This window comes from Variovorax sp. PBS-H4 (genome assembly GCF_901827205.1).
In the GTDB taxonomy this organism is placed as follows: domain Bacteria; phylum Pseudomonadota; class Gammaproteobacteria; order Burkholderiales; family Burkholderiaceae_C; genus Variovorax.
This window is the reverse complement of the sequence record NZ_LR594675.1, coordinates 4,115,217-4,139,406: the sequence shown is the minus strand read 5'-3', so window position 1 is coordinate 4,139,406 and position 24,190 is coordinate 4,115,217. Positions and strand designations below refer to the sequence as shown.

At 65.9% G+C, this 24,190-nt stretch carries 28 protein-coding genes; 10 read left to right on the top strand and 18 right to left on the bottom strand.

Annotated elements, in window-relative coordinates; translation table 11 throughout:
* Positions 1–30 precede the first annotated feature (30 nt).
* Entirely contained in the window at positions 31–747 is a 717-nt protein-coding gene (gene fnr, locus E5CHR_RS19620; RefSeq protein WP_162581389.1) for a fumarate/nitrate reduction transcriptional regulator Fnr, read from the bottom strand.
* 121 nt (positions 748–868) lie between these two features.
* Between fnr and hemN the strand changes: the two genes are divergently transcribed.
* Both hemN and E5CHR_RS19610 read left to right on the top strand, forming a co-directional pair.
* Positions 869–2,287: an oxygen-independent coproporphyrinogen III oxidase gene (hemN, locus tag E5CHR_RS19615; RefSeq protein WP_443083086.1), complete on the top strand. Its 1,419-nt coding sequence runs from the start codon at positions 869–871 to the stop codon at positions 2,285–2,287.
* Positions 2,288–2,289: 2 nt separating this feature from the next.
* Positions 2,290–3,003 carry a sulfite exporter TauE/SafE family protein gene (locus E5CHR_RS19610; RefSeq protein ID WP_162581388.1) on the top strand — a complete coding sequence of 238 codons (714 nt, stop codon included), beginning with the start codon at positions 2,290–2,292 and terminating at the stop codon, positions 3,001–3,003.
* A 48-nt stretch (positions 3,004–3,051) separates the two neighbouring features.
* On the opposite strand, the gene E5CHR_RS19605 is transcribed toward E5CHR_RS19610, so the two are convergent.
* A complete protein-coding gene (locus tag E5CHR_RS19605) occupies positions 3,052–3,573 on the bottom strand; it encodes a universal stress protein (protein ID WP_162581387.1) in 522 nt (173 codons plus the stop codon).
* Between the two features lie 132 nt (positions 3,574–3,705).
* On the opposite strand from E5CHR_RS19605, the gene E5CHR_RS19600 reads away from it, so the two are divergent.
* Together E5CHR_RS19600 and E5CHR_RS19595 are read left to right on the top strand one after the other, a co-directional pair.
* Positions 3,706–4,125 (top strand): universal stress protein, encoded by a 420-nt coding sequence (locus tag E5CHR_RS19600; RefSeq protein ID WP_162581386.1) that lies wholly within the window; start codon positions 3,706–3,708, stop codon positions 4,123–4,125.
* A gap of 89 nt (positions 4,126–4,214) precedes the next feature.
* Positions 4,215–4,814 (top strand): hemerythrin domain-containing protein, encoded by a 600-nt coding sequence (locus E5CHR_RS19595; RefSeq protein WP_162581385.1) that lies wholly within the window; start codon positions 4,215–4,217, stop codon positions 4,812–4,814.
* Between the two features lie 125 nt (positions 4,815–4,939).
* Here the strand turns inward: E5CHR_RS19595 and E5CHR_RS19590 are convergent, their stop codons facing one another.
* The 4 genes from E5CHR_RS19590 to E5CHR_RS19575 form a co-directional block, all read right to left on the bottom strand.
* A complete protein-coding gene (locus tag E5CHR_RS19590; protein WP_162581384.1) occupies positions 4,940–5,467 on the bottom strand; it encodes a flavodoxin family protein in 528 nt (175 codons plus the stop codon).
* 147 nt (positions 5,468–5,614) lie between these two features.
* A complete protein-coding gene (locus E5CHR_RS19585; protein WP_162581383.1) occupies positions 5,615–5,806 on the bottom strand; it encodes a YgaP family membrane protein in 192 nt (63 codons plus the stop codon).
* 135 nt (positions 5,807–5,941) lie between these two features.
* Positions 5,942–7,243, bottom strand: a complete 1,302-nt coding sequence (locus tag E5CHR_RS19580; RefSeq protein WP_232062124.1) for an MgtC/SapB family protein — start codon at positions 7,241–7,243, stop codon at positions 5,942–5,944.
* A 79-nt stretch (positions 7,244–7,322) separates the two neighbouring features.
* Positions 7,323–8,141, bottom strand: coding sequence for a hypothetical protein (locus tag E5CHR_RS19575; RefSeq protein ID WP_162581382.1), 819 nt, complete (start codon positions 8,139–8,141; stop codon positions 7,323–7,325).
* A 139-nt stretch (positions 8,142–8,280) separates the two neighbouring features.
* Between E5CHR_RS19575 and E5CHR_RS19570 the strand changes: the two genes are divergently transcribed.
* Positions 8,281–9,012, top strand: a complete 732-nt coding sequence (locus E5CHR_RS19570) for a Crp/Fnr family transcriptional regulator (protein ID WP_162581381.1) — start codon at positions 8,281–8,283, stop codon at positions 9,010–9,012.
* Between the two features lie 109 nt (positions 9,013–9,121).
* Here the strand turns inward: E5CHR_RS19570 and E5CHR_RS19565 are convergent, their stop codons facing one another.
* Positions 9,122–9,703: a hypothetical protein gene (locus tag E5CHR_RS19565; protein WP_162581380.1), complete on the bottom strand. Its 582-nt coding sequence runs from the start codon at positions 9,701–9,703 to the stop codon at positions 9,122–9,124.
* A gap of 163 nt (positions 9,704–9,866) precedes the next feature.
* Here E5CHR_RS19565 and E5CHR_RS19560 point away from each other — a divergent pair, with 163 nt between their 5' ends.
* A complete protein-coding gene (locus E5CHR_RS19560; RefSeq protein ID WP_162581379.1) occupies positions 9,867–10,721 on the top strand; it encodes a DUF6544 family protein in 855 nt (284 codons plus the stop codon).
* 32 nt (positions 10,722–10,753) lie between these two features.
* On the opposite strand, the gene E5CHR_RS19555 is transcribed toward E5CHR_RS19560, so the two are convergent.
* The 5 genes from E5CHR_RS19555 to E5CHR_RS19535 all read right to left on the bottom strand — a co-directional run bounded on the left by E5CHR_RS19555 (position 10,754) and on the right by E5CHR_RS19535 (position 14,619).
* The gene (locus E5CHR_RS19555; RefSeq protein WP_232062123.1) at positions 10,754–12,190 is read right to left on the bottom strand and encodes a trypsin-like peptidase domain-containing protein; all 1,437 of its coding nucleotides are present in this window, start codon (positions 12,188–12,190) and stop codon (positions 10,754–10,756) included.
* Positions 12,191–12,203: 13 nt separating this feature from the next.
* On the bottom strand, positions 12,204–12,659 hold the full coding sequence (locus E5CHR_RS19550; protein ID WP_162581377.1) for a universal stress protein: 456 nt from the start codon (positions 12,657–12,659) through the stop codon (positions 12,204–12,206).
* A gap of 212 nt (positions 12,660–12,871) precedes the next feature.
* Positions 12,872–13,087 (bottom strand): hypothetical protein, encoded by a 216-nt coding sequence (locus E5CHR_RS19545; protein WP_162581376.1) that lies wholly within the window; start codon positions 13,085–13,087, stop codon positions 12,872–12,874.
* A 284-nt stretch (positions 13,088–13,371) separates the two neighbouring features.
* Positions 13,372–13,953, bottom strand: a complete 582-nt coding sequence (locus E5CHR_RS19540) for a hypothetical protein (RefSeq protein ID WP_162581375.1) — start codon at positions 13,951–13,953, stop codon at positions 13,372–13,374.
* A 150-nt stretch (positions 13,954–14,103) separates the two neighbouring features.
* Complete coding sequence (locus E5CHR_RS19535) at positions 14,104–14,619, bottom strand: universal stress protein (RefSeq protein ID WP_162581374.1); 516 nt, start codon at positions 14,617–14,619, stop codon at positions 14,104–14,106.
* Positions 14,620–14,772: 153 nt separating this feature from the next.
* Between E5CHR_RS19535 and E5CHR_RS19530 the strand changes: the two genes are divergently transcribed.
* From E5CHR_RS19530 to E5CHR_RS19520, 3 genes are read left to right on the top strand one after another with little or no spacing between them, the layout of a single operon-like run.
* The gene (locus E5CHR_RS19530) at positions 14,773–15,018 is read left to right on the top strand and encodes a hypothetical protein (RefSeq protein WP_162581373.1); all 246 of its coding nucleotides are present in this window, start codon (positions 14,773–14,775) and stop codon (positions 15,016–15,018) included.
* A gap of 35 nt (positions 15,019–15,053) precedes the next feature.
* Positions 15,054–15,389: an HPF/RaiA family ribosome-associated protein gene (locus tag E5CHR_RS19525; RefSeq protein WP_162581372.1), complete on the top strand. Its 336-nt coding sequence runs from the start codon at positions 15,054–15,056 to the stop codon at positions 15,387–15,389.
* Positions 15,386–16,228 (top strand): L,D-transpeptidase, encoded by an 843-nt coding sequence (locus tag E5CHR_RS19520; RefSeq protein WP_162581371.1) that lies wholly within the window; start codon positions 15,386–15,388, stop codon positions 16,226–16,228. Before E5CHR_RS19525 ends, E5CHR_RS19520 begins: the two co-directional genes overlap by 4 nt.
* A gap of 66 nt (positions 16,229–16,294) precedes the next feature.
* On the opposite strand, the gene E5CHR_RS19515 is transcribed toward E5CHR_RS19520, so the two are convergent.
* The 4 genes from E5CHR_RS19515 to E5CHR_RS19500 form a co-directional block, all read right to left on the bottom strand.
* Positions 16,295–16,723 carry an Hsp20/alpha crystallin family protein gene (locus E5CHR_RS19515; protein ID WP_162581370.1) on the bottom strand — a complete coding sequence of 143 codons (429 nt, stop codon included), beginning with the start codon at positions 16,721–16,723 and terminating at the stop codon, positions 16,295–16,297.
* Between the two features lie 242 nt (positions 16,724–16,965).
* A complete protein-coding gene (locus E5CHR_RS19510; RefSeq protein ID WP_162581369.1) occupies positions 16,966–17,352 on the bottom strand; it encodes a CBS domain-containing protein in 387 nt (128 codons plus the stop codon).
* Positions 17,349–19,787, bottom strand: coding sequence for a phosphoenolpyruvate synthase (ppsA, locus tag E5CHR_RS19505; protein ID WP_162581368.1), 2,439 nt, complete (start codon positions 19,785–19,787; stop codon positions 17,349–17,351). Before ppsA ends, E5CHR_RS19510 begins: the two co-directional genes overlap by 4 nt.
* Entirely contained in the window at positions 19,784–20,302 is a 519-nt protein-coding gene (locus tag E5CHR_RS19500) for a universal stress protein (RefSeq protein WP_162581367.1), read from the bottom strand. The genes ppsA and E5CHR_RS19500 overlap by 4 nt, the downstream gene beginning before the upstream one ends.
* Before the next feature lie 225 nt (positions 20,303–20,527).
* Here E5CHR_RS19500 and E5CHR_RS19495 point away from each other — a divergent pair, with 225 nt between their 5' ends.
* The gene (locus E5CHR_RS19495; RefSeq protein ID WP_162581366.1) at positions 20,528–21,349 is read left to right on the top strand and encodes a universal stress protein; all 822 of its coding nucleotides are present in this window, start codon (positions 20,528–20,530) and stop codon (positions 21,347–21,349) included.
* A 79-nt stretch (positions 21,350–21,428) separates the two neighbouring features.
* Here E5CHR_RS19495 and mgtA read toward each other — a convergent pair whose 3' ends face one another.
* Together mgtA and E5CHR_RS19485 are read right to left on the bottom strand one after the other, a co-directional pair.
* Positions 21,429–23,972: a magnesium-translocating P-type ATPase gene (gene mgtA, locus E5CHR_RS19490; RefSeq protein WP_232062122.1), complete on the bottom strand. Its 2,544-nt coding sequence runs from the start codon at positions 23,970–23,972 to the stop codon at positions 21,429–21,431.
* Complete coding sequence (locus E5CHR_RS19485) at positions 23,957–24,187, bottom strand: hypothetical protein (RefSeq protein ID WP_162581365.1); 231 nt, start codon at positions 24,185–24,187, stop codon at positions 23,957–23,959. Before E5CHR_RS19485 ends, mgtA begins: the two co-directional genes overlap by 16 nt.
* Between the last annotated feature and the right edge of the window lie 3 nt (positions 24,188–24,190).

The following is a 24,190-nucleotide window of genomic DNA, read 5'->3' as shown; positions in this document are numbered from 1 at the left end:
AGCGCCGCCTCTCTTCAGGACGCCGGCAGGTCAGCAGCCGGGAGGATTGACCAGACGCCGGAGCGCCTCCGGATCGACGATGCGCACCTTGCGCTGGTCGACCTCGACGATGCCGTCCGTCATGAACTTCGAGAGCGTGCGGCTCACCGTTTCGAGCGTGAGCCCCAGGTAGCTGCCGATCTCCTCGCGGGTCATGCGCAGGATGAACTCGGACTGCGAGAAGCCGCGCGCGTGCAGGCGCTGTACGAGATTCAGCAGGAAGGCAGCGAGCCGCTCCTCGGCGCGCATGCTCCCCAGCAGCAGCATCACGCCGTGATCGCGCACGATCTCCCGGCTCATGATCTGGTGGATGTGGCGCTGCAGCACCTTGACCTCGCGCGACAGCGCCTCCAGGCGATGGAAGGGCATCACGCAGACCTCGGCGTCCTCGATGGCGATGGCATCGCAGGTGTGCTGGTCATTGACGATGCCGTCCAGGCCGATGATCTCGCCCGCCATCTGGAAGCCCGTGACCTGGTCGCGACCATCCTCGCTCGCGACGCGCGTCTTGAAGAAGCCGCTGCGGATGGCGTAGAGCGCGCTGAAGCGCTCGCCGTTGCGGAACAGGGTCTCGCGCCGGCGCACCTTGCGTCGCGTGGAAACGAGCTCGTCGATGCGCTTCAGATCGTCCGGCTCCAGCCCGGCGGGCATGCAGAGCTCGCGCAGGGTACAGCTCGAGCAGGCGACCTTGATGTTCTGGGCTGTCATGGCGGGGTGTTGGAGAGGTGCGGTCATTCTGTGTCGCAACGCACGTCGCGGGCTTGATGCACATCAAGGCCCGCCGCGCCGCGCGGCGGCATAGTGGCTCATTGCTTTTCATGCCGCTGCGATGAAATCATCTTTGGCCTTCGCCCCCGACGCCGCGTCGCTGATCCTCCCGTCACAGGAGCTGCTGCGCCGCTTCGACCTCCAGGGGCCCCGCTATACCTCCTACCCGACGGCCGACCGCTTCGTCGAAGCCTTCGGACCCGAGGACTACGTGCGAGCGCTGCGTCAGCGCTGCGAACTCGGCGCGCACGGGCGGCCGCTGTCGCTCTACGTGCACATCCCGTTCTGTGCATCGCTGTGCTATTACTGTGCCTGCAACAAGATCGTTACCCGCCACCAGAGCCGAGGGCGGGAGTACCTCGATTACCTGGCCAAGGAGATCGCCCTGCAGGCCGCGCAGCTCGGCCGCGGCGCTGCGGTCAGCCAGCTGCACCTTGGTGGCGGGACGCCGACCTTCCTGCACGACGCCGGATTGCGCGAACTGCTGTCGGTGCTCGGGGACGCGTTCACGCTGGCGCCGGAACGCGAGCAGTCGATCGAGATCGATCCGCGTACCGTGGACGGGCACCGCCTCGCGAACCTCGCCGACATGGGCTTCGATCGCCTGAGCTTCGGCGTCCAGGACTTCGACCCGGAGGTGCAGAAGGCCGTGCACCGCGTTCAGCCCGCGAGGCAGGTGTTCGACCTGGTGGCGAGCGCGCGCGGGCTCGGCTTCGGCTCGATCAACATCGATCTCATCCATGGACTGCCGCGCCAGACCATCCAGTCCTTCGACCGCACGCTCGCGCAGGTCTGCGAGCTGCGGCCCGACCGCATCGCGCTCTATGCCTATGCGCACCTTCCGGAGCGGTTCAAGGCCCAGCGCCGTATCGCGGCCGACGAATTGCCGGACGCCAGGACCCGGATCGAGATGCTGTCGCGGTCGATCGCGACGCTCTCCGCGGCGGGCTACGTCTACATCGGCATGGACCATTTCGCCCTGCCGGATGACCCGCTCGCCATTGCGAAGCGCCAGGGGCGCCTGCATCGCAACTTCCAGGGCTACACCACGCAGCCGGACAGTGACCTGGTGGCCCTCGGGGTGTCGGGCATCGGTGCGGTCGGCGCCACCTACAGCCAGAACGCCAAGACACTCGAGGAGTACTACGACCACCTGGACCAGGATCGATTGCCGGTGGTGCGTGGCCTGGCCATGACGCGCGACGATGTGCTCCGGCGTTCGGTAATCATGGCGCTGATGTGCCAGGGCCACGTGGACTTCGAGGCGATCGAGCAAGCGCACCTGGTCGACTTCCGGCGCTACTTCGCGGACGAGCTGGTGGCACTGGCACCCCTCGCTGCACAGGAGTTGGTGCACGTGCACGACCACGAGATCGAAGTCACGCCGATGGGCTGGTTCTTCGTGCGGGCCATCGCGATGGTGTTCGACCGCTACCTGCAGTCCGACCGCAATCGCGCGCGCTTCTCGCGCATCGTCTGAGCATGCAGACCGCGCTGGCCGGCACCGCGTTGCTGATGGGACTGGCCGGCGGGCCCCATTGCGTCGCCATGTGCGGCGCGGCCTGTGCCGGCGTGATCCGCATCGTGCGCGCGCCGCAAGGCGGTGGCGTTGCGGCACTGCCGATGCGGGAGCGGGAAGGTGCGGCGGCCTGGGCTTTTCACGCGGGGCGGGTGGGCGGCTACGCGGCGGCCGGCGCGGTGGCCGCGGCCGCGGTGGGGAGCCTCGCCTTCGCGAGCGGGCAGGTGGCGGCTTTGCGCCCGTTGTGGGTGCTGCTCCATGTGTTCGTCCTGGGCTGGGCGCTGTTGCTCGCGGGGCTCGGGCGCCAGCCGATGTGGGCCCATCGCATCGGGAGGGCGGTGGCTGCGCGGCTGCACCCAGCGACGGGCTCGGTGCCGGGCCTGCTTGCCATCGGGGCGATGTGGGTTGCCATGCCCTGCGGCTTGCTCTATTCGGCGCTGATGCTGGCGGGCCTGGCCGATGGGCCCGTCCAGGGCGCGCTGGTGATGACGCTCTTCGCCGCGGGCAGCGGCGTGTGGCTCGCGGCGGCGCCGTGGCTGTGGGAGCGCCTGGGCTCGGGCGCCGGCGTGATGCGCAAGGAGTGGGGCACTCGCATCGCAGGCGGACTGCTCGCCGCGATGGCGGTGCAGGCGCTGTGGAACGATCTGACCCGGCAGATAGAGATCTGGTGCGGCTAGGGTTGCAGGCCCGCCGGTCAGGTCACGCCAGGCCGGCTGCCTCGCGCGCTATTCGAAGGCCAGGGCGCCCGTTGGCAGGCTGACGTGCACCGCCTTCACTTCCTCCCCGGCCTTCTTTTCGCTTTCGGGTGCGCGCACCAGGAGGACGGGGACCGAGGCGTACCGCAGGATGTGTTCTGCGCTGCTGCCCATGACGACGCGACCGACTCCGCGGCGGCCATGGGTACCGAGGACGATGAGTTGCGCGGGCCACTTGGCGGCCTCGTCGTTCACCATCTGGTGGACCGATCCCGAGAAGCTGTCGCACAGCTGTGCCTCTGCATCGACCCCGGCGGCCTGTGCCTTGGCCTTGCCCTCGTCGAGGATGCGCCTGCCCTGCTCGCGAAGCACGTTGAGCCAATCGCCTGCATAGCCCGAGTAGGCATCCATGGCCAGGGCGAAAGAGAGCTCGTCGATCACGTGGAAGAGCCTCAGCCTGCCTTGCGTGAGCCTGGCAAGTTGAATGGCCTCCTCGAGGCCGCGGGTCGATGTCGCGCTGCCATCGACGGGAACAAGGATCCGTTGGTACATGGTCTGCTCCTGGATTGGATGGGGCCAGTGTCAGCATTGCCGGGTTCCGTGGCTTGATCTGGCGCAAGGGAGCACGATCCGCCGGCAGCGAGCATCAAGCCATCCAATACTTTCATCAACGAGGCCCTCATCATGAAGACTCTTCTGGCCGTGGATGGCAGCGACTACACGAACCGCATGTTGTCCTATCTGGCGACGCACAAGGAATTCCTCGGCGTGCAGCCTTGCACGGTGCTCTACGTGGTCCTGCCGGTGCCGCACCGGGCCGCCGCGTTCGCAGGGCCTGACATGGTGCGCGGCTACTACGAGGACGATGCACGCGTCGTGCTGGATCCGATCCGGGCTTCCCTGCGGGAGTCCGGTATCGACGCGACCTTCGTCCACAAGCTGGGCCATCCTGCCCAGGAGATTGCCGCGTACGCGGAAGCCGGCAAGTTCGACCTGCTGGTCATGGGTTCGCACGGGGTCGGCGCCTTGAAGAACCTCGTCCTCGGCTCGGTCGCCACGAAGGTGCTGGCGCGGTGCAGCGTGCCGGTGCTGTTGCTGCGCTGAAGCGCCTTGCGAGGCTTCGTTGCTTTGATCTGCGACAAGGTCCCGGCCGGTCCGCCGTGCGAGCCTAGCGTCTTTGAGAAGGTGACCCCATGAACCACACCACCGTCAGGATCATTCGAGAGGAACACTCGGCGCTCGCGGCCATGCTGCGCTCGATCGTCCTGCTGCTTGCGCAGCATCGCCGCCAGGGCACCATGCCAGACTTCGGGGCGCTGCGGGCCATGCTGTTCTATGTCGACGAATTTCCGGAAAAGCGCCATCACCGGAAGGAGACCGAACTGCTCTTTCCCAAACTGCGCGCCCGGACACCACTGTCGCGCGAGCTGCTCGACCGCCTGGACGACGATCACGCGCGCGGGGAACGGCGCATCCGCAACGTGGAGCATGCGCTGCTCGCGTTCGAGATGATGGGCGAGTCGCGGCGCAAGGCCTTTGAGCAAGCCGTCGAACACTATGTCGATTTCTACCTTGCGCACATGGCGCTGGAAGAGCGGGAGATCCTGCCGCTGGCGGAACGGGTGCTGACGCAAGAGGACTGGGCCGATCTGGACAAGGCTTTCGGCGAGAACCGCGACGCACTGGCCGGCTGCGAGCCGGATGTGGAGTATCGGGCGCTCTTCACGCGCATCGTGAATGCGGTGCCGGCGCCCATCGGCCTGGGCGCTGCCGCTGCAGGGACGGCCCTTTAAAAGCCGCCTGACGGCGCCGCCTTGCGCTGGAAGATCAAGTGGATCGGACCGCCCGCCTTCTACGGTTCGCCTCGGCTCGATGTCACGCGACCTCGTGCGGTCGAGCCATGATCGAGAACAATGCCTCAGGCCCTCTTGGGCGAGTGCATGCGTCGTCGCTCGGCTGCATGAGTGGCCTCGGCACCGCTGAGTGCGGCGCCGAAGAATTGGAGCCGGGCGTTGCATGTCCCGTCTTCGATCTCTCGTGCAGTGAATGTCGTACTGATGATGGGTGCTTCGCCGACGAGATCGGCAATCTCGGCGGCAGCCGCAAAGTTTGCGCTACCTCCGGCGACCGAGATCACTGCGACATCGGGTAGATGGTCCCTTCGTCTTGCAACGAAGCTGCGCATCGGCCCGGCCAATCGACCTAGCCAGATGGGCGACACCAGGACAACTGCATCGAAGCCCTTTGGCAACGGTCCGCCGTAGTAGATGGCGGGTCGTCGTCGCAAGAGCGAATCCAGCACGCATCGCCAAAGGCCCGGGATGCCCTGGCGCGGGTGCTCCTCGACGACCTCGGCAAGCTGCCACCCGAGCTGGCTGCAAAGCTGCTCCGACAGCCGGCGCGAGGTACCGGTGTGCGAATACACGATCACGAGGATCTTGCTCATGGGAAGCTCTCTCGGTGTGACCTGGGAAGCCTGGCTTGTCAGTCTCGGGTCAACCAGAGGATCAACACCTTGAAACCGAGCCAGAGCACCGCGGCGCCAAGCAGCGCAAACGAAGCGGCGATGATCCGAAGTCTCTGCATGGCGCCCTTACGAGCTGGACGGACAAGTGCTGACGCCGAAGAGCTTGTAGGCGGGGCAATTGCCGAGGGCCCCGGTCAGCAGCGGGATCACGCCGAGATAGCCCCATGCGCCAATCACACTCGAGAGCGCCAGCACGACGAGCGCGGCGCCCGCGGCAACGCGGATGACCCTGTCGACTGTTCCAACGTTTCGACTCATCAGGGGCTCCTTGAAGCAGTGAATGTCTCCAATGGTGCTTCCTGGTGGGTCTGGTGCTATTGCGCCAGATCAAGCTTTGGTGCCGTCTGCGCACATATGGCAGTCGCCCACATGGAGCTGGTGGCGTATTCCGCATCAACGGGTTGCCAACCACGCCGCGGCGGCACACGCCATGCTCGTGACCAGCGCGGCCGCGACGCGCAGCGCGTAACGATGCCCTCCTGCGATCGCGGCGACGGTGCAGCGGGTCAACGTGTTGGCGCCGACGGCAAGCATCGCACCGCCGACGAAGTGGCTGACAGACAGGCTTTCCGCTGCATGAAGCGAGGCCAAGGAGGCCACCGGGGAATGGGCATCTGCAAGGGCAGCAAGAGCGACACCGACCATGAGGCCACTGTCGCCGAAGTGCCGTCGAGCACTGCCCAGCAGCAGCGCAGCCAGCGCCAGTGCCAGGGCGACTGCCAGTGCCTCTCGCAGGCGCAGCGCGCTGCGTCCGTCGGGAACCGACTCGATCGCCATGGGCTGTTCGCGCGACAGAAGCGGTACCAGGCCGATGGCCGCAGCACCAGTTGCGCCGGCGAGCGCGATCGGAAGCAGAGCGGCCGCGGCCGCCGGGGATACCGCTGCGCTCACCAGGAGCGCCTGCAACCAGGTGGCGACGCCTGAGAGCGCAGCGCCGCCGGCCAGGACAGATGCGTGGGCCGGTTGTGCCCGTGCCTGGCTGCCGAACGACGCCACTGTCGCGGTACTCGAGACAAAGCCCGATACGAAGCCTGCGCCCAGGGTGCCGCCGCGCACGCCGAGCCAACGCATGGCCAGCCGCCCCGCGGCCTGGATGGTCATGATCAGCAGAACCAGCGCGGCGAGCGGTCGCGGATCGATGCCGCCGAGCAGTTCGATCGGCTGCGACGGGATCAGCGGCAGGACGACCAGCCCGAGCGCGATGAGGAGGAGGCCGTCATGCAACTCCTGCTCACTCAGGAGCTGGGTCGCGAATCGATGCAGGCGATGGCGCGCTGCCAGGAGCAACGCGAGCGAGGCTGCGCTGGCGGCAGCCAGGGCCGGTGCAACGACCGATTGCACGCCGATCAGATAGGTCGCAAATAGCGCCAGCTCCGTGGTCATCCCGGGGTCGGGCGACCTGCTTCGCCAGTACGAAATGGCCGCCAGCGCCGCGATGAGTGCCGCACCGATCGAAACGAGTCCTTCAGCGGGCAGCAGGTGCGGGAGTGCGCCGGCGAGCGCGGCGACGGCGAAGGTGCGCAAACCCGCTGCGGCACGTTGATCGCCTTGGCCCTTGCGGCGCTCGCGCTCGATGCCGATCAAGAGGCCGCTGCCGAGCGCCACGGCCAAGCCGACGAGCGCGTCCTGCGCGCCGCCGGCACTCATCGACCCGGCGCTGCCTTGCGCATCGAGCGTTTCCGCAATGAGGGCCATTTCACGCTGCCGACGCGGCTCGAGGCGCCGAAAACGGCGACCGACCGCGGTGTGAGCAAGTGATCGAGGTGGCGAATGGTCACGGTTCGGTCCTTTCGAACAATCCTGCGGCTGCGCTCAAGCCCTTGACGATCCCATGCAGCAGCATGGTTTGCATCACCCAATGGTGGTTCTGCGCACGCAGGCCCTCGTCGACCGGACCGGTGGATGCCAGCAGTGACCAGTGCGGGCCATCGCTTGCATCCACCAGGAATGTCGTGTCCTTCAAGTCGGGACCTTCACGCCCATTGAACAGCACTTCGAACCCCATCGCGCGAGCGGCCGAGATGAACCCGCTCGCACGGGCCGTGTCCGTATCGCCGACGAACAGGATCGACGCTCCGGGCGGCGGATGAAGGTCGTGCAGCGTCATCAGGTCCGCGGCGACGCGTGCCGGATGCTCGTCCTGGCACAGGCCATGGTAGACCGGGATGCCAGCCTCCTTCTCGATTCGGTACGCTGCGGACGATTCCACGGCCTCGCAGTCGACGGCGTCGTACAGGCGTCCCAGCACGCGCGCCAGGGCGCCAATGTCGTCGCGTCCTGCAACCGGATACTGGGACCTGGTGAACCGAAGCTCGGCCACCCGTGCTCCGAGTGCCTGAGCGGCGTTGCTCAAGGGCGCGACGTGCGCACTCGGGGACGATCCGAGCAGCAGGGCGATATTCTTGCCGCGCAGCGGCTGGCCACCGCTCCCCGCGTGTGCATTCGTCCGCAACTGGCGAGCCGAGGCGAAAGTCGCAAGCATTCGGTTGGCAGCCAGCGGGTCGCCAAGCGATGCGCGAGTAGGGAGAGAGGTGATAGCAGCCTTCACAGCCGCGAGGGTAGGTCCTGCGGCGATCCGGCCTTTGACCGGCATCAACAATCCGCCATCTTCCGGGCCCAGATACCAACTTGAAACCGAGCATTCACGCAGTGTTACCGAACCCGGCACCCCATTGGCGCTCGTGTTGCACGTGCTTCTTAAGCTCTCTCCATCGATCCACGAGGAGCAAGAAATGACAGAGACGATCCGCTCTCCCAAGTGCGCGCCTTCGAGCTTCCAGCGCATCGGCGACATGCTGCGGCTGCTGGAAGCGACCTTGCCGATCCAGCGGCGGGTCGTGCACGCAGGCGACTCGATCTACCAGGCAGGGATGGCGTTCGGTTGCCTGTATGTCGTCAACTCGGGCTTCTTCAAGATGGTGAACCTGTCCGACGAAGGGCGAGAGCAGGTGGTCAGCGTCCATTTCAAGGGTGACTGGCTGGGCCTGGACGGAATCGCAGCGGGACATTACGGTTGCGATGCGGTCGCGATGGACGTCGGCGAGGTCTGGGTCATTCGCTACGAGGCCCTGCTCAAGGCCGCCCTCAGCGCCCCGGCGCTGCTGACCGCACTGCACGAGGCCATGAGCCGCGAACTCGTGCGTGACCACGATTCCCTGCTCTCGCTGTGCACCTTGCCAGCTGATGCCAGGGTGGCCGGCTTCCTGCGCTACTGGGCCGATGCGCTCGCGCAGCGTGGGCTGCGCACCGACCAGATCACCCTGCACATGACACGCGCCGAGATGGGCAACTACCTCGGGATGACCCTGGAGTCCGTGAGTCGCGCGCTGTCCAGGCTGGCGCGTTGCGACTTGATCCATTTCATCGAAAAAGGACGGCGCGACATCTGCATTCCCAAGGTGGAGGCACTGACGAGCTTCATCCAGGGCCTGACTGCGCCCATGAAGGCCGCCCAGCTTCACTGAGCGGCGTTCGGGAGCTTCGCCATGGCGCGCTCACGCTCGGCGAATGGCGGTGGGCTTTGCCAGCAGCCTTTCGGGAGGGAAGCCGACATTGGCCGGAAGCCTCGGGTGGCTACTTTGTTTTCGTGAAGTCGCTCGTCCGCATCGCTTCTGCCCATCCGCCGAATGTGCCCGTCGTGTAGCCGTTCGTCCCGACAAATGATTCGCCGAACATCTCGGTCTTGAAGCTGTAACTTGCCTTGAGATCTGGCAATTCGGTTTTGGAAGTGCCCTCCGTGGTGGTGTGAACGGTTCCGTCCGGATTGCCGATCAGGTCGATGACAACGGTAGAAGCATTGAAGCTGTTGCAATCCGCGGAAGATGGATTGAGCGTGGCGTTGACGCCACTTCGCCCGTTGCCATGATTGAGAAACGCCGCATTGACATACGCAGGCCCCCGACACGTGACGAAGCTCAGCGTCGCCGAGGCCGTGCGGTAGCTGCTCGAAACCACGCCCTGTGTGACTCCGTCGAGATCCTCATAGATCCAGACGGAAAATTCGCTGCAGTTCCCTGCGGCATCGCACGAACCGCCTTGGGCTTGCAACTGTGTTCTCCTCAGTTTTGTGACATCGGAGGGGGCGCCCGATGCGAGCGGCGCTGCGCCGATTGCCAAAGCCAAGGTGAACGCCGTGGTGACTGAGCGCATGTGCATGTTCAACTCCTTGCGGATGCCTACTCAAGCGAAGACAGTTTCTCAGCTGCCGTTTCAGTGGGCTTGATATGGATCAATTCGTGGGCGCAGGGGTCCCCGCGGTTCATACTCAACCACTGCGGAACCTCCTCAGAAAGACGAACCGACCTGTCCAGGTTCCTCGATGCCAATGATCAATCGAATACTCCCGCTCACCGGAATGTGCGTCGCAGCGCTTGCGGGATGGCAGCTCATCCGCTGGCGCGCTGAAGAAAAACAGACGCGTGCAGCCTGGGAGCAGCTGACCTCCACGGCCGGGCCGGCTCAAGGCCGCTTCGACCCCGCCATGGTGGCGGACCTGCCCGAGCCCGCGCGGCGATTTTTTCTGTTCGCCATAGAGCCCGGGGCTCGGCTCGACTCGGTCGTGGAAATCACGATGAGAGGCGAGCTGTCGCTGGGCACAAAGGAGAAGCCGCAGTACCAGCCCATGCAGGCGGAGCAGTTGCTGGCCCCGCCTCATGGACTGGTGTGGCGGGTCCGCACGGGCAGCGGCTTCATGCGCGCCGAGGGCTCGGACGGGATGGTCGGCGACCGGTCCTGGACGCGCTTCCGAATCCTGGGGTTGGTACCCATCGTGCGCGCCGGAGGCGACGCCGACCACCTGAGATCGTCCTTCGGCCGGCTGGTTGGCGAAGCTGCGTTCTGGGCGCCGGCTTCGCTGCTGCCGGGGGCGGGGGTGGCGTGGACGGCGCTGGACGCGGACACCGCACGTGCCGTCGTCGCGCACCGTGGCATGCGCCAGCAGATCGACATCCGCGTGAACGCCGGAGGCCAGCCCCTCTGGGTGAGCATGCCGCGCTGGAGCAACGCCAACCCGCAGGGTGTGTACCGCGAACAGCCCTTCGGCGGCGAGGTGTCCGACTTCAGGTGCGTGCAAGGCTTCCGGGTGCCCTTCCGCGTCGACGGCGGCAATTTCTTCGGCACGTCCGGCTACTTCCCGTTCTGCCGTGCTCGGCTGCTCACGTTCCGGCTGTTGTGAATGCACGCGTGGGACATCCGAGCCTCGGCCGGTCAGTGCGACGCGGGCCGCGCGGAGATCCTGACCGGCACGTAGGCCAGCCGGCGATCGCGCATGACCAGCAATGCAACGGTCCCGCCGGCAGTCACGCCCGACAGGGCACGCCGGAAATCGTCCACACGCTCCAGGCGCTTGTCATTGACGGCGACGATCAGATCGCCCGCCCGGATGCCCTCGCTGCGGGCGAGCCCGCTTGATTCGCGCACCAGCAACCCTGCGTCGATGCGAAGCTGCTGGCGCGTTCCGGCAGAAAGCTCGCCGAGACTCAGGCCGAGACCATCGTTCCATTCGGGCGCGGAGTTGCTGGCCGGGGGGATCCGTGTGCCGGACTGCTCGGAAAGGGTGACCCAGAGGGTGTGCGTCTCGCCGCGGCGCCACAGATCGAGGCGACTTCGCGTGCCGGGTGTACGCTCGGCGATCTGCTGCAGCAACTCCGAGAAATGCGAGAAGCGCACGCCGTCGATGGCCGTGACGATGTCGCCGGCTGCCAGGCCCGAGCGCCGCGCCGGACCGTCCGGCTCCACGTTGACCACCAGAGCGCCGGTCGGCTGGGCAAGGCCGAACGATTCGGCCAGCAGGGGCGTCATCTCCTGGAGTTCGGCGCCAAGGCGGGCTCGGCGCACCAACCCCGTGGCACGCAACTGCGCCGCGATGTGCATGGCGAGATTGATCGGCACTGCGAACGAAAGTCCCATGTAGCCGCCGCTGCCGCTGTAGATCATGGAGTTGACCGCCACCACCTCGCCTCGGCCATTGAACAGTGGGCTGCCCGAGCTGCCTGGATTGATCGCGACGTCGGTCTGGATGAACGGGATCTCGCCGGCGCCGGCGATGAGTCGATCCTTCGCACTCACCACACCGCTGGTGACGCTTCCATGAAACCCGAACGGCGCGCCGATCGCTGCCACCCAGTCGCCCGGGGAAAGCCGCGAAGAATCGCCGATGACCGCAACCGGAAGCTCCTCGGCATCGATCTTCAGCAGCGCGACGTCGGTCTGCCGATCGCTGCCGACCAAGCGCGCAATGAACCGCCGCCCGTCGTCCAGGCGGACCTGCGCTTCGTCCACCTGGGCGACGACATGCGCGCTGGTGAGGATGAACCCGTCGCTGGAGATGATGATTCCCGAAGCCAGATCCCGGATCTGGCTGATCCTCGCGCTGGCCGGAAGTGGCCAGGCAAGCCGGTCCGCGAAATCGTTCTCGGGCGCGAACTCCAGGCTCATGTCGCCTTCGCTCTCGTCGCGACCGATGCGCAAGGTGCTGATGTCCACCACCGTTGCGCTGCGGCTGGCGACCAACGTCGAGAAGGCCGCCGCCTGGGGCGCGGAGGACACGCCGCCGGCCGGCGCGACCTGGGCCGGACTGCTGCTGCAGCCGTAGAGCAGGGCGGCGCAGGTGAGGGCCGACAGAACTTGGCGTGGCAGTCGCACGGTTCGGGACGCTTCAGGACTGTTGAGGATCGTTGCGTACCAGAAGGACGGGCACGGGGCTCTGGCGCACGACCAGATCAGCGTCGCTGCCGAGTGCCATACGGCTGAAACCGCGCCTCCCATGCGTGCCCATGACGATCAGGTCGCAGCCCGAGCTGCGTGCCTCGTCGATCAGGATATCCGCGATGCGGCCCTGCGTCACCTCGCGCAGGACAGTTTCAGCCTGAACGTCGGCGGCCGCGGCTGCCGCCTGCGCCTTCGACAGCACGTCCTCGCCGTACTCGCGGACCTTGCGCATCGAAGCATCGAAGCTGGAAACAGATGACATCTCCATCAGCATCGGAAAATCGTCGATGACGTGCAACAGACGCAGCTTGCTCTTCCGCTCGGCGGCGAGCTGTACAGCTTCGCGCAGCCCGCGGTCGGCAGTGGCACTGCCATCCAGGGGAACCAGAATATGTTGGTACATGGCTATTCCTCGTTCGTGGGCCGTCTTGGACTTGCCCGCCGCTGGCCTGGGCGACGGGCAGCCTCATTGTTCGCGCTTGCACGTCGCGGCGCTTGCGCTGCATCAACGTTCAAACAGGTGCGCTCCACTGAAAAGGCCTTCGAGCGCCCCGATGTGGCCGCGCATCGCGGCGTGGGAGGGCGCTTTCCTTCGAGACACCGGAACCCATGGCGCTAGCCATCCAGCGGCACGCCACCGCCAAAGCGGCAGATCCATTGATCCCACAGATCCTTGTTGTACGCCTCGAGAGACTTCCCCCAGACTGCCAGGGATTCGTATTGCTTGCGCTGCGCCTGTGTCCACGCGTCGAAGAATGCTTGCTGCCAGCCAAAGACTGACAGCAGGTAGTTGTCGGGAAGGGGCGAGGCGGGAGAGGCATTGGAGGTCATGGGTTGGTCCTGGGTAGATGGCACAGTCGGTTCGACCGGCACACGATGACATCGGCCACCCCATCGGTTCGGAGCTGCGTATCGGATCTCATGAGGTTCCTCGCATTGAAGATCCGGGAAGCCACCTCACAATGCAGGTGTCTGATCAATGTAGAAAGCAAGCCGATGGGGCGTCTTGCGCTGGATCAAGCTTCGCTGCGGCAGACCGCGCGACTGCTTCCCAGCGCTGCTCGACGGACCCGTCGACTGCCGGCGACTGCCGGCGCAGGCAGGCGCCGTTCAACTCACTGCTTCGCCGGCAGGCTCGCACCCGTGGTCTTGGCGACGGCATCCTTGGCCGCGCGTGCGGCGGTGCGCATGCTTTCGTCCACCTTCTTGAGGGCTTCGCGGGTTGCTTCAGCCGCCTTCTGCGCTTCTTCCCGGCTCGACTCCATTGCCCGCCTTGACGCGTCCTCCGCCTTCCCGAGCGCCTCGCGCGCCGCGGCAGCGGCCTTGCTGCTTTCCTCGGCAGCGGCGCGGGCGGCGTCCCGGCTTTCCGTGAGTGCCTTTTCGGCCGACGCCGCTGCCTTTTCCTCAAAGCGAGTTGCAGACTCCCAAGTTTTGCGTGCGGCTCGACGAATCGCTTCGGCGCCGGTCCTGGAGATCCTTCCGGCCGTCGCCTGGCTCTTGTCCAATGCAGCCCTCGCGTGATCGACGGCCTTGCGCGAAGCTGCCTCTGCGTCGCGAGCAGCCTTGACGGCGGCGTCCCTGGATTGCTGCGTCATGCGGGGCGGGGGGCTCACCTGGCCTGGCTGTGTGTCGTCCGCAGCAAACGCCGTTGCGCCGAAGGCAAGGGCGAGCAGCATCAGCATCTTGGCGGCTTTCATGTAATTCCTCGTATGAAGTTCATCGAGTGCACAGCATGCGATGCGCCAAGCGAGCCGACCTTGCGCCAGCTCAAGGTCGAGACCACCTGCAGGGCATCGCCGGCAGATGCGCACCTGGCGCCTGCGCACCAAGGCTCTCCGGATCGGAAGTCATTCGAAGGCCAGGGCGCCCGTCGGCTGGCTGATGTGCCGCGGCTTCTCGGGCCGCTCGACCTTCTCTTCGGGCGCACGCACCAGCAGGACGGGAACGGGGGCGTAGCGCAGGATGTGTTCCGCGCTGCTGCCCAACACCAGCCGTCCCACGCCGCGTCGACCATGCGTGCCGAGCACGATCAGATCCGCGCCCCACTTGACGGCTTCGGCGATGACCTTTTCGTGTACCGAGCCGGAAAACGTGTCGCACAGGGACGTCTCCACTTCGATGCCAGCCGCCTCCACCGTCGCCCGTGACTCGTCGAGGATACGAGCACCGTTCTCGCGCAGGACTTTGAGCCAGTCGCCCGCGAAACCCGAGTGGGCGTCCATCGCCAGTGCGAACGAGAGCTCATCGACGACGTGGATCAGCCTCATCCGGCCTTGCGTCAGCTTCGCGAGCCGTGCGGCCTCGTCCAGGCCGCGATTCGAAGTCGAACTGCCGTCGACGGGAACGAGAATTCGCTGATACATGGCTTCTCCTTCGAAGAGGGTTGGAATGCTCACAGTATCGAAAAGAATTCACGTTCCGGCTTGATCTGGCGCAAAGCGCAAGTCATACCGCGGACAAGAAAAAGGTTGACGCAGATCAAGACGCCCACAGACGCGCTCCCTAGCATCGGATGCATGCAAAGCATCGAAGAACTTTCCTCCGAGATCTTTCGACGTTGCGCCCGCGCAGCGGGATTGATCGATCCCCATCAGCCCATCCCGCAAGCGCTCGAGGCCTTCGGACTGATGGTTGCGCTCGAATGCGCGGAGCTTGCCGACCACAGCGCCAACGGCATGCCGAACACCGGCGAGTCCATTCGGGCGATTTTCTTCGACAGGCCCGATCGAGCGATCCCAAGATGCTTCGTGCCTGCTTCCTGAGGGTCGGGCATGAAGATTCCGAAGGTGCATCGAACATGAAGCAAACCGTCGATATCCAGTTCCTTGGCACGCCGGCCTCATCGGCGGTGGAGGCGGTCGCGCGGGAGAAGGTGAGGAAGCTGGACCAGTTCTGCGCGCACATGATTTCGTGCCGCGTGCGTATCGAGCTGGTGCATAAGCACCGGCATCAGGGACGGCCGTTCGCCGTCCACATCGAACTCGCGCTGCCGGGGCAGGTGCTCGCGATCAGCCGGGTGCACGACGAGGATGTCTACATTGCGCTGCGTGCGGCGTTCGATGGGATGAAGCGTCAGATCGAGGATGCGGTCCGCCGCGACCGGGATCACCGGAAGCAACCGGCCGCGACGTGATCGACTGGAGCGTGCCGCAGGTTCGGGCCAGTGCCGTGGCGCTGCTGCTCTTCTTCTCCGCCGCCGCAGTAGCAGCCGCGGCGCCCGCGTCTCCCTCCGAACTGGGGGCGCTGTATCGCGGCCAGGTCGACCGCGTGCTGGAGGTTCCTGCCGACGAAGTACGCCGCTACCAGCGCCTCGCCGAAGCGGCTCTCATCAACGCACAGGCGGAGCTGTCGCGCGCACAGTACCTGCTCGTTGTCGATCGCGCTCCGCGGGTTCAGGCGGCACTGCTGCTCTGGCGCTCCAGCGCCGGCGAATACCGCTTCATCGGGGCCTCGCCGGTGTCCACCGGGCGGCCCGGGGAATTCGACCATTTCGAGACGCCCGCGGGCGTGTTCGATCATTCGCCGTCCAACTCCGACTTTCGTGCCGAAGGGACATTCAACAGCAACGGAATCCGGGGCTACGGCGAAAGGGGCATGCGCGTTTACGACTTCGGCTGGCAGCCTGCCCCGAAGGGCTGGGGAGATGGCGCCGTGATAGAGATGCGGCTGCAGATGCATGCGACGGACCCTGATTCGCTGGAGCGCCGCCTTGCCAGCGCACAGTCCAAGGGCTGCGTTCGAATTCCCGGCACGCTGAATAAACTGCTGGACCGTTACGGCGTACTGGATGCCGAGTACGAGCGGCTCGCGGCCGGCGGGCAAAAGCTCTGGGTGCTGAGGGAAGATCGTCAGACGGTCTCCGACCCAGGGCGCTACCTGGTCATCGTTGACACTGGCCGCAGCGTTCGCCCTGAATGGAGTCCCGCGCCGTACGTCCCGCCTGTCCGGCCGCCCGCTCCAACGAAGCGCTAGAAGGCGCAAGGCCGGCATTGCCGGCCTCAAGAATCCGGTTGCCCGGGTTGAGCGCTGGATGTCTTCTCACTGGATGAGGATCTTCGACGAGGCGGCGGGCGCCTTCTTCGGTAGCTCCAGCGTGAGCACGCCGTCGAGATACTTCGCCTGCACCTTGGTGTCGTCGACGTCCTGGCCAAGGCTGAACGTTCTCGAAACCGAGCCGTAATAGCGCTCGCTGCGCAGGATCTTGTCGCCGTTGCCTTTGGATTCCTTCTCGCTCTTCGACTCTGCGTCGATGCTGACGACGTTGCCGTCGATCTTCACATGGATGTCTTCCTTCTTGACGCCCGGAATGTCGGCCTGCACCGTGAAGGCCTTGTCGTTCTCCTTCACGTCGATGCGCATCTTCAGCGGAGCGGTCTCGCCCTCGAAGACAGTCGGAGAGAAGAAGCGGCGCAGCGCGGCTTCGAAGTCATTGCCGAACACCGGGTCCAGCAGCCTCAGGTTGCTCATGATGGTTCCTTTGGGTAGACAGTGGTTGTTAAAACGTGGGTATTTGCACCACGCCTTGTCAATATAGGCAACCTGTCGGACCGCGGTTTGATCTTCCGCAACTCCCATGCACGTGCATCTCGCAACAGGGCCGGGTCCAAGGTCTCGGGGCGATTGGTGGCGCTGCTGGGCGGGCCGCGGAGATGCCGGTCTTCGGCGAGCCTTCCCGTGAGGCGCTCGTCGCGCGGCGCGACGAGAACGATCTATGCCGAACGCGCAAAGGTCCGGACGAAGTCCAGCGACGAGACCACGCCCGCAATCCCGTCGCCGTCGGTCACGACCACGTGGTGGACGCTGCGCTCCACCATGAGCGCCGCCACCTGCGCGAGCGACGTGGCGACGTCGACCACGATGGGCTTGTAGGAGCACATCTGCCAGGCATGCGTGGCGACCGGGTCGCGGCCTTGCCCGTGGAATGCGACAAGATCCGACGCACTGATCACGCCGGCGACTTCGCCGCGCGCCGGCTCCAGGACCGGCACCCACGACAAGCGCCTGCCGGCGAGCAGGGCCTCCACCTGCGCGACGCTGTCTTCCATGGTGACGCTGGACACCGGACGTTGCATCAATGAAGAGATGGGCTGGCTCATGGAATTGCTCCTTGGGGTTGCCGGCGGGGAGGGCGGCCGAGCCGCTTTTCGACGGCCAGGACGTCGCGCGTGATCTTGAGCAGCGTGTCGGGTGTCACGCTCATCGAATCGATGCCGAGCTCGACCAGGTACGCCGCCATTTCCGGATAGTCCGAGGGTGCCTGGCCGCAGATGCCGACGTGGCGCCCGTTGCGTCGCCCGCCTTCGATGGCCTGGTGAATCATCGCCTTGACACCTTCATCGCGCTCGTCGAAGTCGAAGGCCACGAGGCGCGAGTCGCGGTCCACGCCCAGGACCAGCTGAGTCAAGTCGTTGGAGCCGATCGAGAAGCCGTCGAAGAGCCGGGAGAAGGCGTCGACCTGGATGACGTTGTTCGGGATCTCGCACATGACGTAGATCTCGAGGCCGTCGTCGCCGCGCCGCAGGCCGTGCGCTGCCATCGCCTCCAGCACGCGCTCGGCCTCCTGCACCCGCCGGCAGAACGGGATCATCAGCTTCACGTTCACCAGCCCCATCTCCTCGCGCACCCGCTTCATGGCGGCGCATTCGAGCGCGAAGCCTTCCGCATAGGCCGGATGCGTGTAGCGCGAAGCGCCGCGGAAGCCGATCATCGGGTTCTCCTCGGTCGGCTCGAACCCGCTGCCTCCGAGCAGGCTGGCGTACTCGTTGGTCTTGAAGTCGGACATGCGCACGATCACCGGCTTCGGATAGAAGGCCGCGGCGATGACGCCCACGCCTTCCGACAACTCGCGCACGAAGTAGTCCGCCGGGTGCTCGAACGACCGGGTCAGGCGCCCGATCTCCGCGCGCACCGCAGAGTCTTCGATCCTTTCCGGGTGAACGAGCGCCATCGGATGAACCTTGATGTGCTCGGCGACGATGAACTCCATGCGCGCCAGCCCCACCCCATCATTGGGCAGCCGCGCCGTCTGGAAGGCGCTGTCGGGATTGCCGAGGTTGACCATCAAATGAGTCTGTGGCTGCCCGAGTTCCGACAGTTCGACACTCGTCTTCTCGAATGGCACCGAGCCGGCGTAGACGCGACCTTCGGCGCCTTCGGCGCAGGAAACCGTGATTTCGTCCCCGGTTCGGATCCTGGCCGTCGCGTCGTCGCAGCCGATGACGGCGGGAATGCCGAGCTCGCGGGCGACGATCGCGGCGTGGCAGGTGCGGCCGCCGCGATTCGTGACGACACCGGCCGCGATCTTCATGACGGTGCCCCAGTCGGGCATCGTGGTGTCGGCAACCAGGATCTCGCCGGGTTGGAACTGGCCCAGCGCCATCACGTCGGTGACGACGCGGGCCTTTCCCACCGCGACTGTCGCGCCGACGGCCCGGCCGGTGACCACCGGCGCGGCGGTCGCATGGAGGCGATATTCGTCGATGCGGTGCAGCGGCTTGCGGGAGGCCACCGTCTCGGGCCGCGCCTGCACGATGTAGATCCGGCCATCGAGGCCGTCCTTGGCCCATTCGATGTCCATCGGCGTCGGCCCGCCTGCATGGCGGCTGTAGTGATCCTCGATGACCACGGCCGCATCGGCCAGTGCCAGCACGTCGGCATCGTCGATGCAGAAGCGGTCCCGATCCTCGGGAGGGGTGGGCAGGTTGCAGGTGGGCTCCCTGCCGGCAGCTTTCGAGTAGACCAGCCGCACTTCCTTGCTGCCTAGCTTGCGCCTGAGAACGGCGCGGCGGCCCAGCTTCAGGGTGGGCTTGAAGACGTAGAACTCGTCGGGGTCGACCGTGCCCTGGACGACGTTCTCGCCCAGGCCGTACGCGCCGGTGATGAAGACGACGTCGCGGAACCCGCTGTCGGTATCGAGCGTGAACATGACACCGCTGGCCGCGCGGTCGGAACGCACCATCTGCATCACGCATACCGACTGGGCGATCCTGAAGTGATCGAAGCCGTTGTCGACCCTGTAGGCAATGGCACGGTCCTTGAACAGGCTGGCAAAGCACAGGCGCACGGAGTCGAGCAGCCTGGCCTCGCCGGAAATGTTCAGGAAGCTCTCGTGCTGGCCGGCGAAGCTGGCGGTCGGCAGGTCTTCCGCGGTGGCGGAACTGCGAACCGCAACGCTCATGTCGGCGCCGCACTCTGCTCGCAGCCGGGCGTACGCTGCACGGATCTCGTTCGTCAGCTCCTCGGGGAGCGGTGCGGCAAGAACGATCTCTCGCGCGCGCTGCGCGCGCCGCGCGAGATCATCGATGTCCTTGACATCCAGGCCGGCCAAGGCGTCTCTCAAGCGTGGCAACGCGTCGGAGAGCTCCAGGGTGCGGCGATAGGCTTCGGCCGTGATCGCGAACCCGTTGGGCACGTGGACGCCATGGGGGGTCAGCGCGCGGTACATTTCGCCGAGCGACGCGTTCTTGCCACCGACGCTCGCCACGTCGTCGACGCCAATCTCGGAGAACCAGCGGATATAGGTGGACATCATTCGAAGGCCGGGGCCCCCGTTGGCTGACTCGCGTGCGCCGGTTCGCCCGGCTGCGGCCTGAACTCGGTCTCCGGCGCCCGCACGAGCAGTACCGGCACGGGTGCGGTCCGCAGAATGTGCTCCGCGCTGCTGCCCATGATAACGCGTCCTGCGCCGCGGCGGCCGTGCGTCCCGAGAACGATCAGGTCCGCGGGCCACTTGGCGGTTTCGCCGGTGACCAGCTCGTGAACCCTTCCGGAGCGCCTGTCGTACAGGACCGTGTCGGCTTCGACGCCGGCCGCGTTCGCGGCAGCCTTGGCTTGCGCGAGGAGCCGTTGGCCATCCTCGCGCAACACACTCAGCCAGTCGCCGGCGTGGCCGGCATAGGCGTCCATGGCAAGCGCGAACGAGAGTTCGTCGATCACGTGGATGACCCGCAGCCGACCCTGCGTCAACGTCGCCAGACGGATAGCCTCTTCCAGCCCGCGCTGCGCTGTCGCACTGCCGTCGAGGGGCACGAGAATTCTTTGGTACATGACAGGAGCCCTTCAATCTCGAATGGACAGGCTGCCAGTATCGGAACGACGGCACGCCGTGTCTTGATGTGGCGCAAGGCAAGTCGGCTTGAGCTTTGAAATCGGGGGCGGCGTCTGCCCGGGATGAGGTCGGACTGCGCTCGGCGGTTTGATGCTGCGCAAAGGCAAGAGGCTTCACCGGCGTTAACTTGGCATCTTCTTTCCAAGGCATCCAAGGAGCCTCTCATGCACGATCCCAAGACCATCCTGCTTCACCTCGACAGCTCCGCGCGAGCTGCGGAAAGAGTCAGGATCGCGCGGCTGGTCGCCGATGCTTTCGACGGCGAAGTCGTCGCCCAGCCTTGCACCATGTCGGCCCTGATGCGATACCCCTACGCGCTGGAAGGGGCCGCCGAAGCCATGGCGATCATGGAATCGATCGACAAGGACTGCCGCGACAAGGCGTATGCGACCTTCAAGGCGGCCGGTGGCGAATCGCCCCGTCTTCGCTGGGAGGAGCCGATGAGTGACGCCCCGTGGGGCTTCGCCCGCCGCGCCCTCTATGCAGACCTGCTCATCCTCGGACAGCGCGATCCGGACGACCCTGCCGCAGGAGAGTTGCCGTCGGATTTCGTGCCCAGCGTTCTTGTCGAGTCCGGACGCCCCGCCCTGGTAGTGCCTTATGCGGGACCGGTCGCCACAATCGGCCGCAGCGTCCTGATCGCGTGGAAGGAAACGCGCGAGGCGGCGCGCGCTTTGTCGGCAGCGCTGCCCTGGTTGGTGCGAGCACAGTCCGTCCATGCGGTCTCGTATGGTGAAGATGCCGAGGCTTCCTTGCGCAGCCTGCAGCGCTATCTGAACGCGCAAGGGGTCAATGCAGCGATGCAACACGGTGATCCCGACGAGCGCGAAGTCGGGGAGAGGGTGCTCTCGACGGCCGCGGATGTGGGCGCGGACCTGCTTGTCATGGGCTGCTATGGCCACAGCCGCGCGCGCGAATGGGTCCTCGGCGGCGCCACGCGGTCGATGCTTCAATCCATGACCCTGCCGGTATTGATGTCGCATTGAGCCGACCGGACCCAAGCGACCTTGCCCACCCGCACGCCAGGAGCGAGTTCCACAAGATGGACCTCGCCGTGGGCAACGGCTAGCGTCGCCGATAGAAGAATCGCTTGGCCAGCTCGGCCGCCGCGACATAGAAAAGGGTCAGTACGATCATCGCAAGCACCACCGGTGCGGGCAGCGGCACGAAACCGAAGATGGACACGAACGGCAGGTACGGCAGTGCGAGCGCCAGAACGATCATCGTCGCAGTGCTCGCGAGCAGCAGGCGGCCCGGGCGGCTGTGCCAGAAAGGGCCGCGCGTGCGCACCACCAGCGCGATCACCAGTTCCGTCAGCAGCGATTCGATGAACCAGCCGGTGCGGAATTCCTCGGGGGCGGCATGGAACAGCCAGAGCAGCGCGCCGAACGTGAGGAAGTCGAACAACGAACTCACGAGCCCGAACAGCACCATGTAATCGCGGATGAACGTCGTGTCCCAGCGGCGCGGCTTCGCCACCCATTCGGCATCCACCGTGTCGCTGGCGATCGCGGCGGCGGGAATGTCGGACATGAGGTTGTTCAGAAGGATCTGCGAGGCCAGCAGGGGAAGAAACGGCAGCAGCACGGATGCGACCGCCATGCTGAACATGTTGCCGAAGTTGGCGCTGATGGTGGTCAGGATGTACTTGAGCGTGTTGGCGAAGACCATTCGGCCCTCGTCGATGCCGGCCCGCAGGATGGTGAGGTCCTTTCGCAGCAGAACGAAGTCCGCGGCATCCTTCGCGACATCCACCGCGGTGTCGACCGATATGCCTACGTCCGCGCTGTGCAGGGCGGGCGCATCGTTGATGCCGTCCCCCATGTACCCCACCACGTGACCCGTCTTGCGCAGCGCAAGGATGATGCGCTCCTTCTGGTTCGGGTCCACCTCCGCGAAAACGGTGGCGTGCTGGGCCGCGTGAAGCAGGGCTTCGTCGCTCATCGCGTCCAGGTCAGCGCCGGTCAGGGTCGTCTCGACCGGCAGGCCGATCGCCTGCGCAATGTGGCGGGCCACCTTGTGGTTGTCGCCGGTGATCATCTTCAGTTGCACGCCGCGCTGCGCCAGGTCCGCGAGGGTCTGGCGCACATCGTCCTTGGGTGGATCGAGGAAAAGCAGAAAGCCCTCGAAGCACATCCCGGCTTCATCGACGCGCGAGTACGAAGCGCTGCGCTGCTCCACCACGCGCGAGGCCACTCCAAGCACGCGGAATCCCTGCGTGCTCCAGCCGTCGTAGCTCGCCTCGATCTGCGCGCGAGCCGCCGCGTCCAGCGCCGCCATCGCCTTGCCGTCCCGCACCCTGTCGCACATCGCCAGGACATTCGACAGCGCACCCTTGGTCACGAGGGTGCGCACGCCGGCGGCGTCGGCCGCGACCACGGAGAGCGACTTGCGCACGAAGTCATAGGGGATCTCGTCCACCTTGCTGACCGTCGCCAGGTCCACGCCCGCCCTTTCTCCTGCCGAGCTCACGGCCTCATCCAGCGGATTTGCCATGCCGGTCTGGAATCGCGCGTTGATGCAGGCAAGACGCAGTACTTCCGAACTCGGGTGGCCGGCCGCGTCGTTCGCGGCATCGAGCTGCACGACCCCTGCGGTGAGCGTGCCGGTCTTGTCGGTGCACAGCACGTCCATGCTGCCCAGGTTCTCGATGGAATTCAGGCGCCGCACGATGACGCCCAGGCGCGCCATCCGTTTGGCGCCGTGCGACAGGGTGACGCTGATGATGGCCGGCAGCAGTTCGGGGGCCAGCCCCACCGCGAGCGCCAGCGCGAACAGCAGCGACTCGATCGGCGGCTTGGCCATGAAGATGTTGATGGCGAGCACGATCATCACCATCACCAGCATGACGCGGGTGAGCAGATAGCCGAAGCGCTGGATTCCGCGCTCGAACTCGGTCAGCGCCGGGCGCAGCGCCAGCTTGCCCGCGATCTGGCCGAAGACCGTTCGCTTGCCCGTCGCCGCGACCAGCACCCGCGCGGTCCCGCTGCGCACGCTGGTGCCCATGAACACGCAGTTGCTGCGCTCGGTCAGCCCCGCCGCCGGCGCCACCGTGCCGGGCATCTTTTCCACGGGGAAGGTCTCCCCGGTGAGCACCGCCTGGCTGACGAAGAAGTCCTTCGCTTCGAGCACCAGGGCGTCGGCCGGGACCAGGCTGCCGGCGCTCAGTCGCACGACGTCCCCGGGTACCACTTCGGCTGAAGGCAGCATGAGCTCGACCCCGTCGCGTATCACAAGGGCCTTGATGGTGATCTGCGAGCGAAGCCGTTCGACGGCGTTGCTGGCGATGTACTCCTGCACGAAGCCGAGGATCGTGCTGCCGAAGACGATGGCGAGCACGACGCCGGCGTCGACCCATTCGGTGGCCACCAGGGACACGGCCGACGCGACGATCAGGATCAGCACCAGTGGGCTCTTGAACTGCCTTGCGTACAGGCCGATGGCGCCGGCGCGCCTTGCCGCGTCGATGGAATTGGGTCCGTACTGCGCCAGGCGCGAGGCCGCCTGCGCCACGGTGAGGCCGCCGTCCGTCGACCGCGACTGCGCCATCAGCCGCCCTGGCGGGAGGCTCCAGTAGCTCCCCGCGATCTGGCCTACGCGATCCTGCACACGACCTCGGGCCAGAGCGCGCTGGACGCTGGGTTGTAGTGCCAGATGATCTTCGTGATCTTCGCCTTGCCCTTGGCCACTTCCTCGACGTTTGCGTCGTCGGGGATCACGATGGTCTGTCCGACTTCTGGAAGAGGTCCTGCATAGGGATGGTGCGTCGTCCCGACCTGCACCTCGCAGCTTTTCCTGGCAGAAATGCGGATAGTGATCTTCATGAG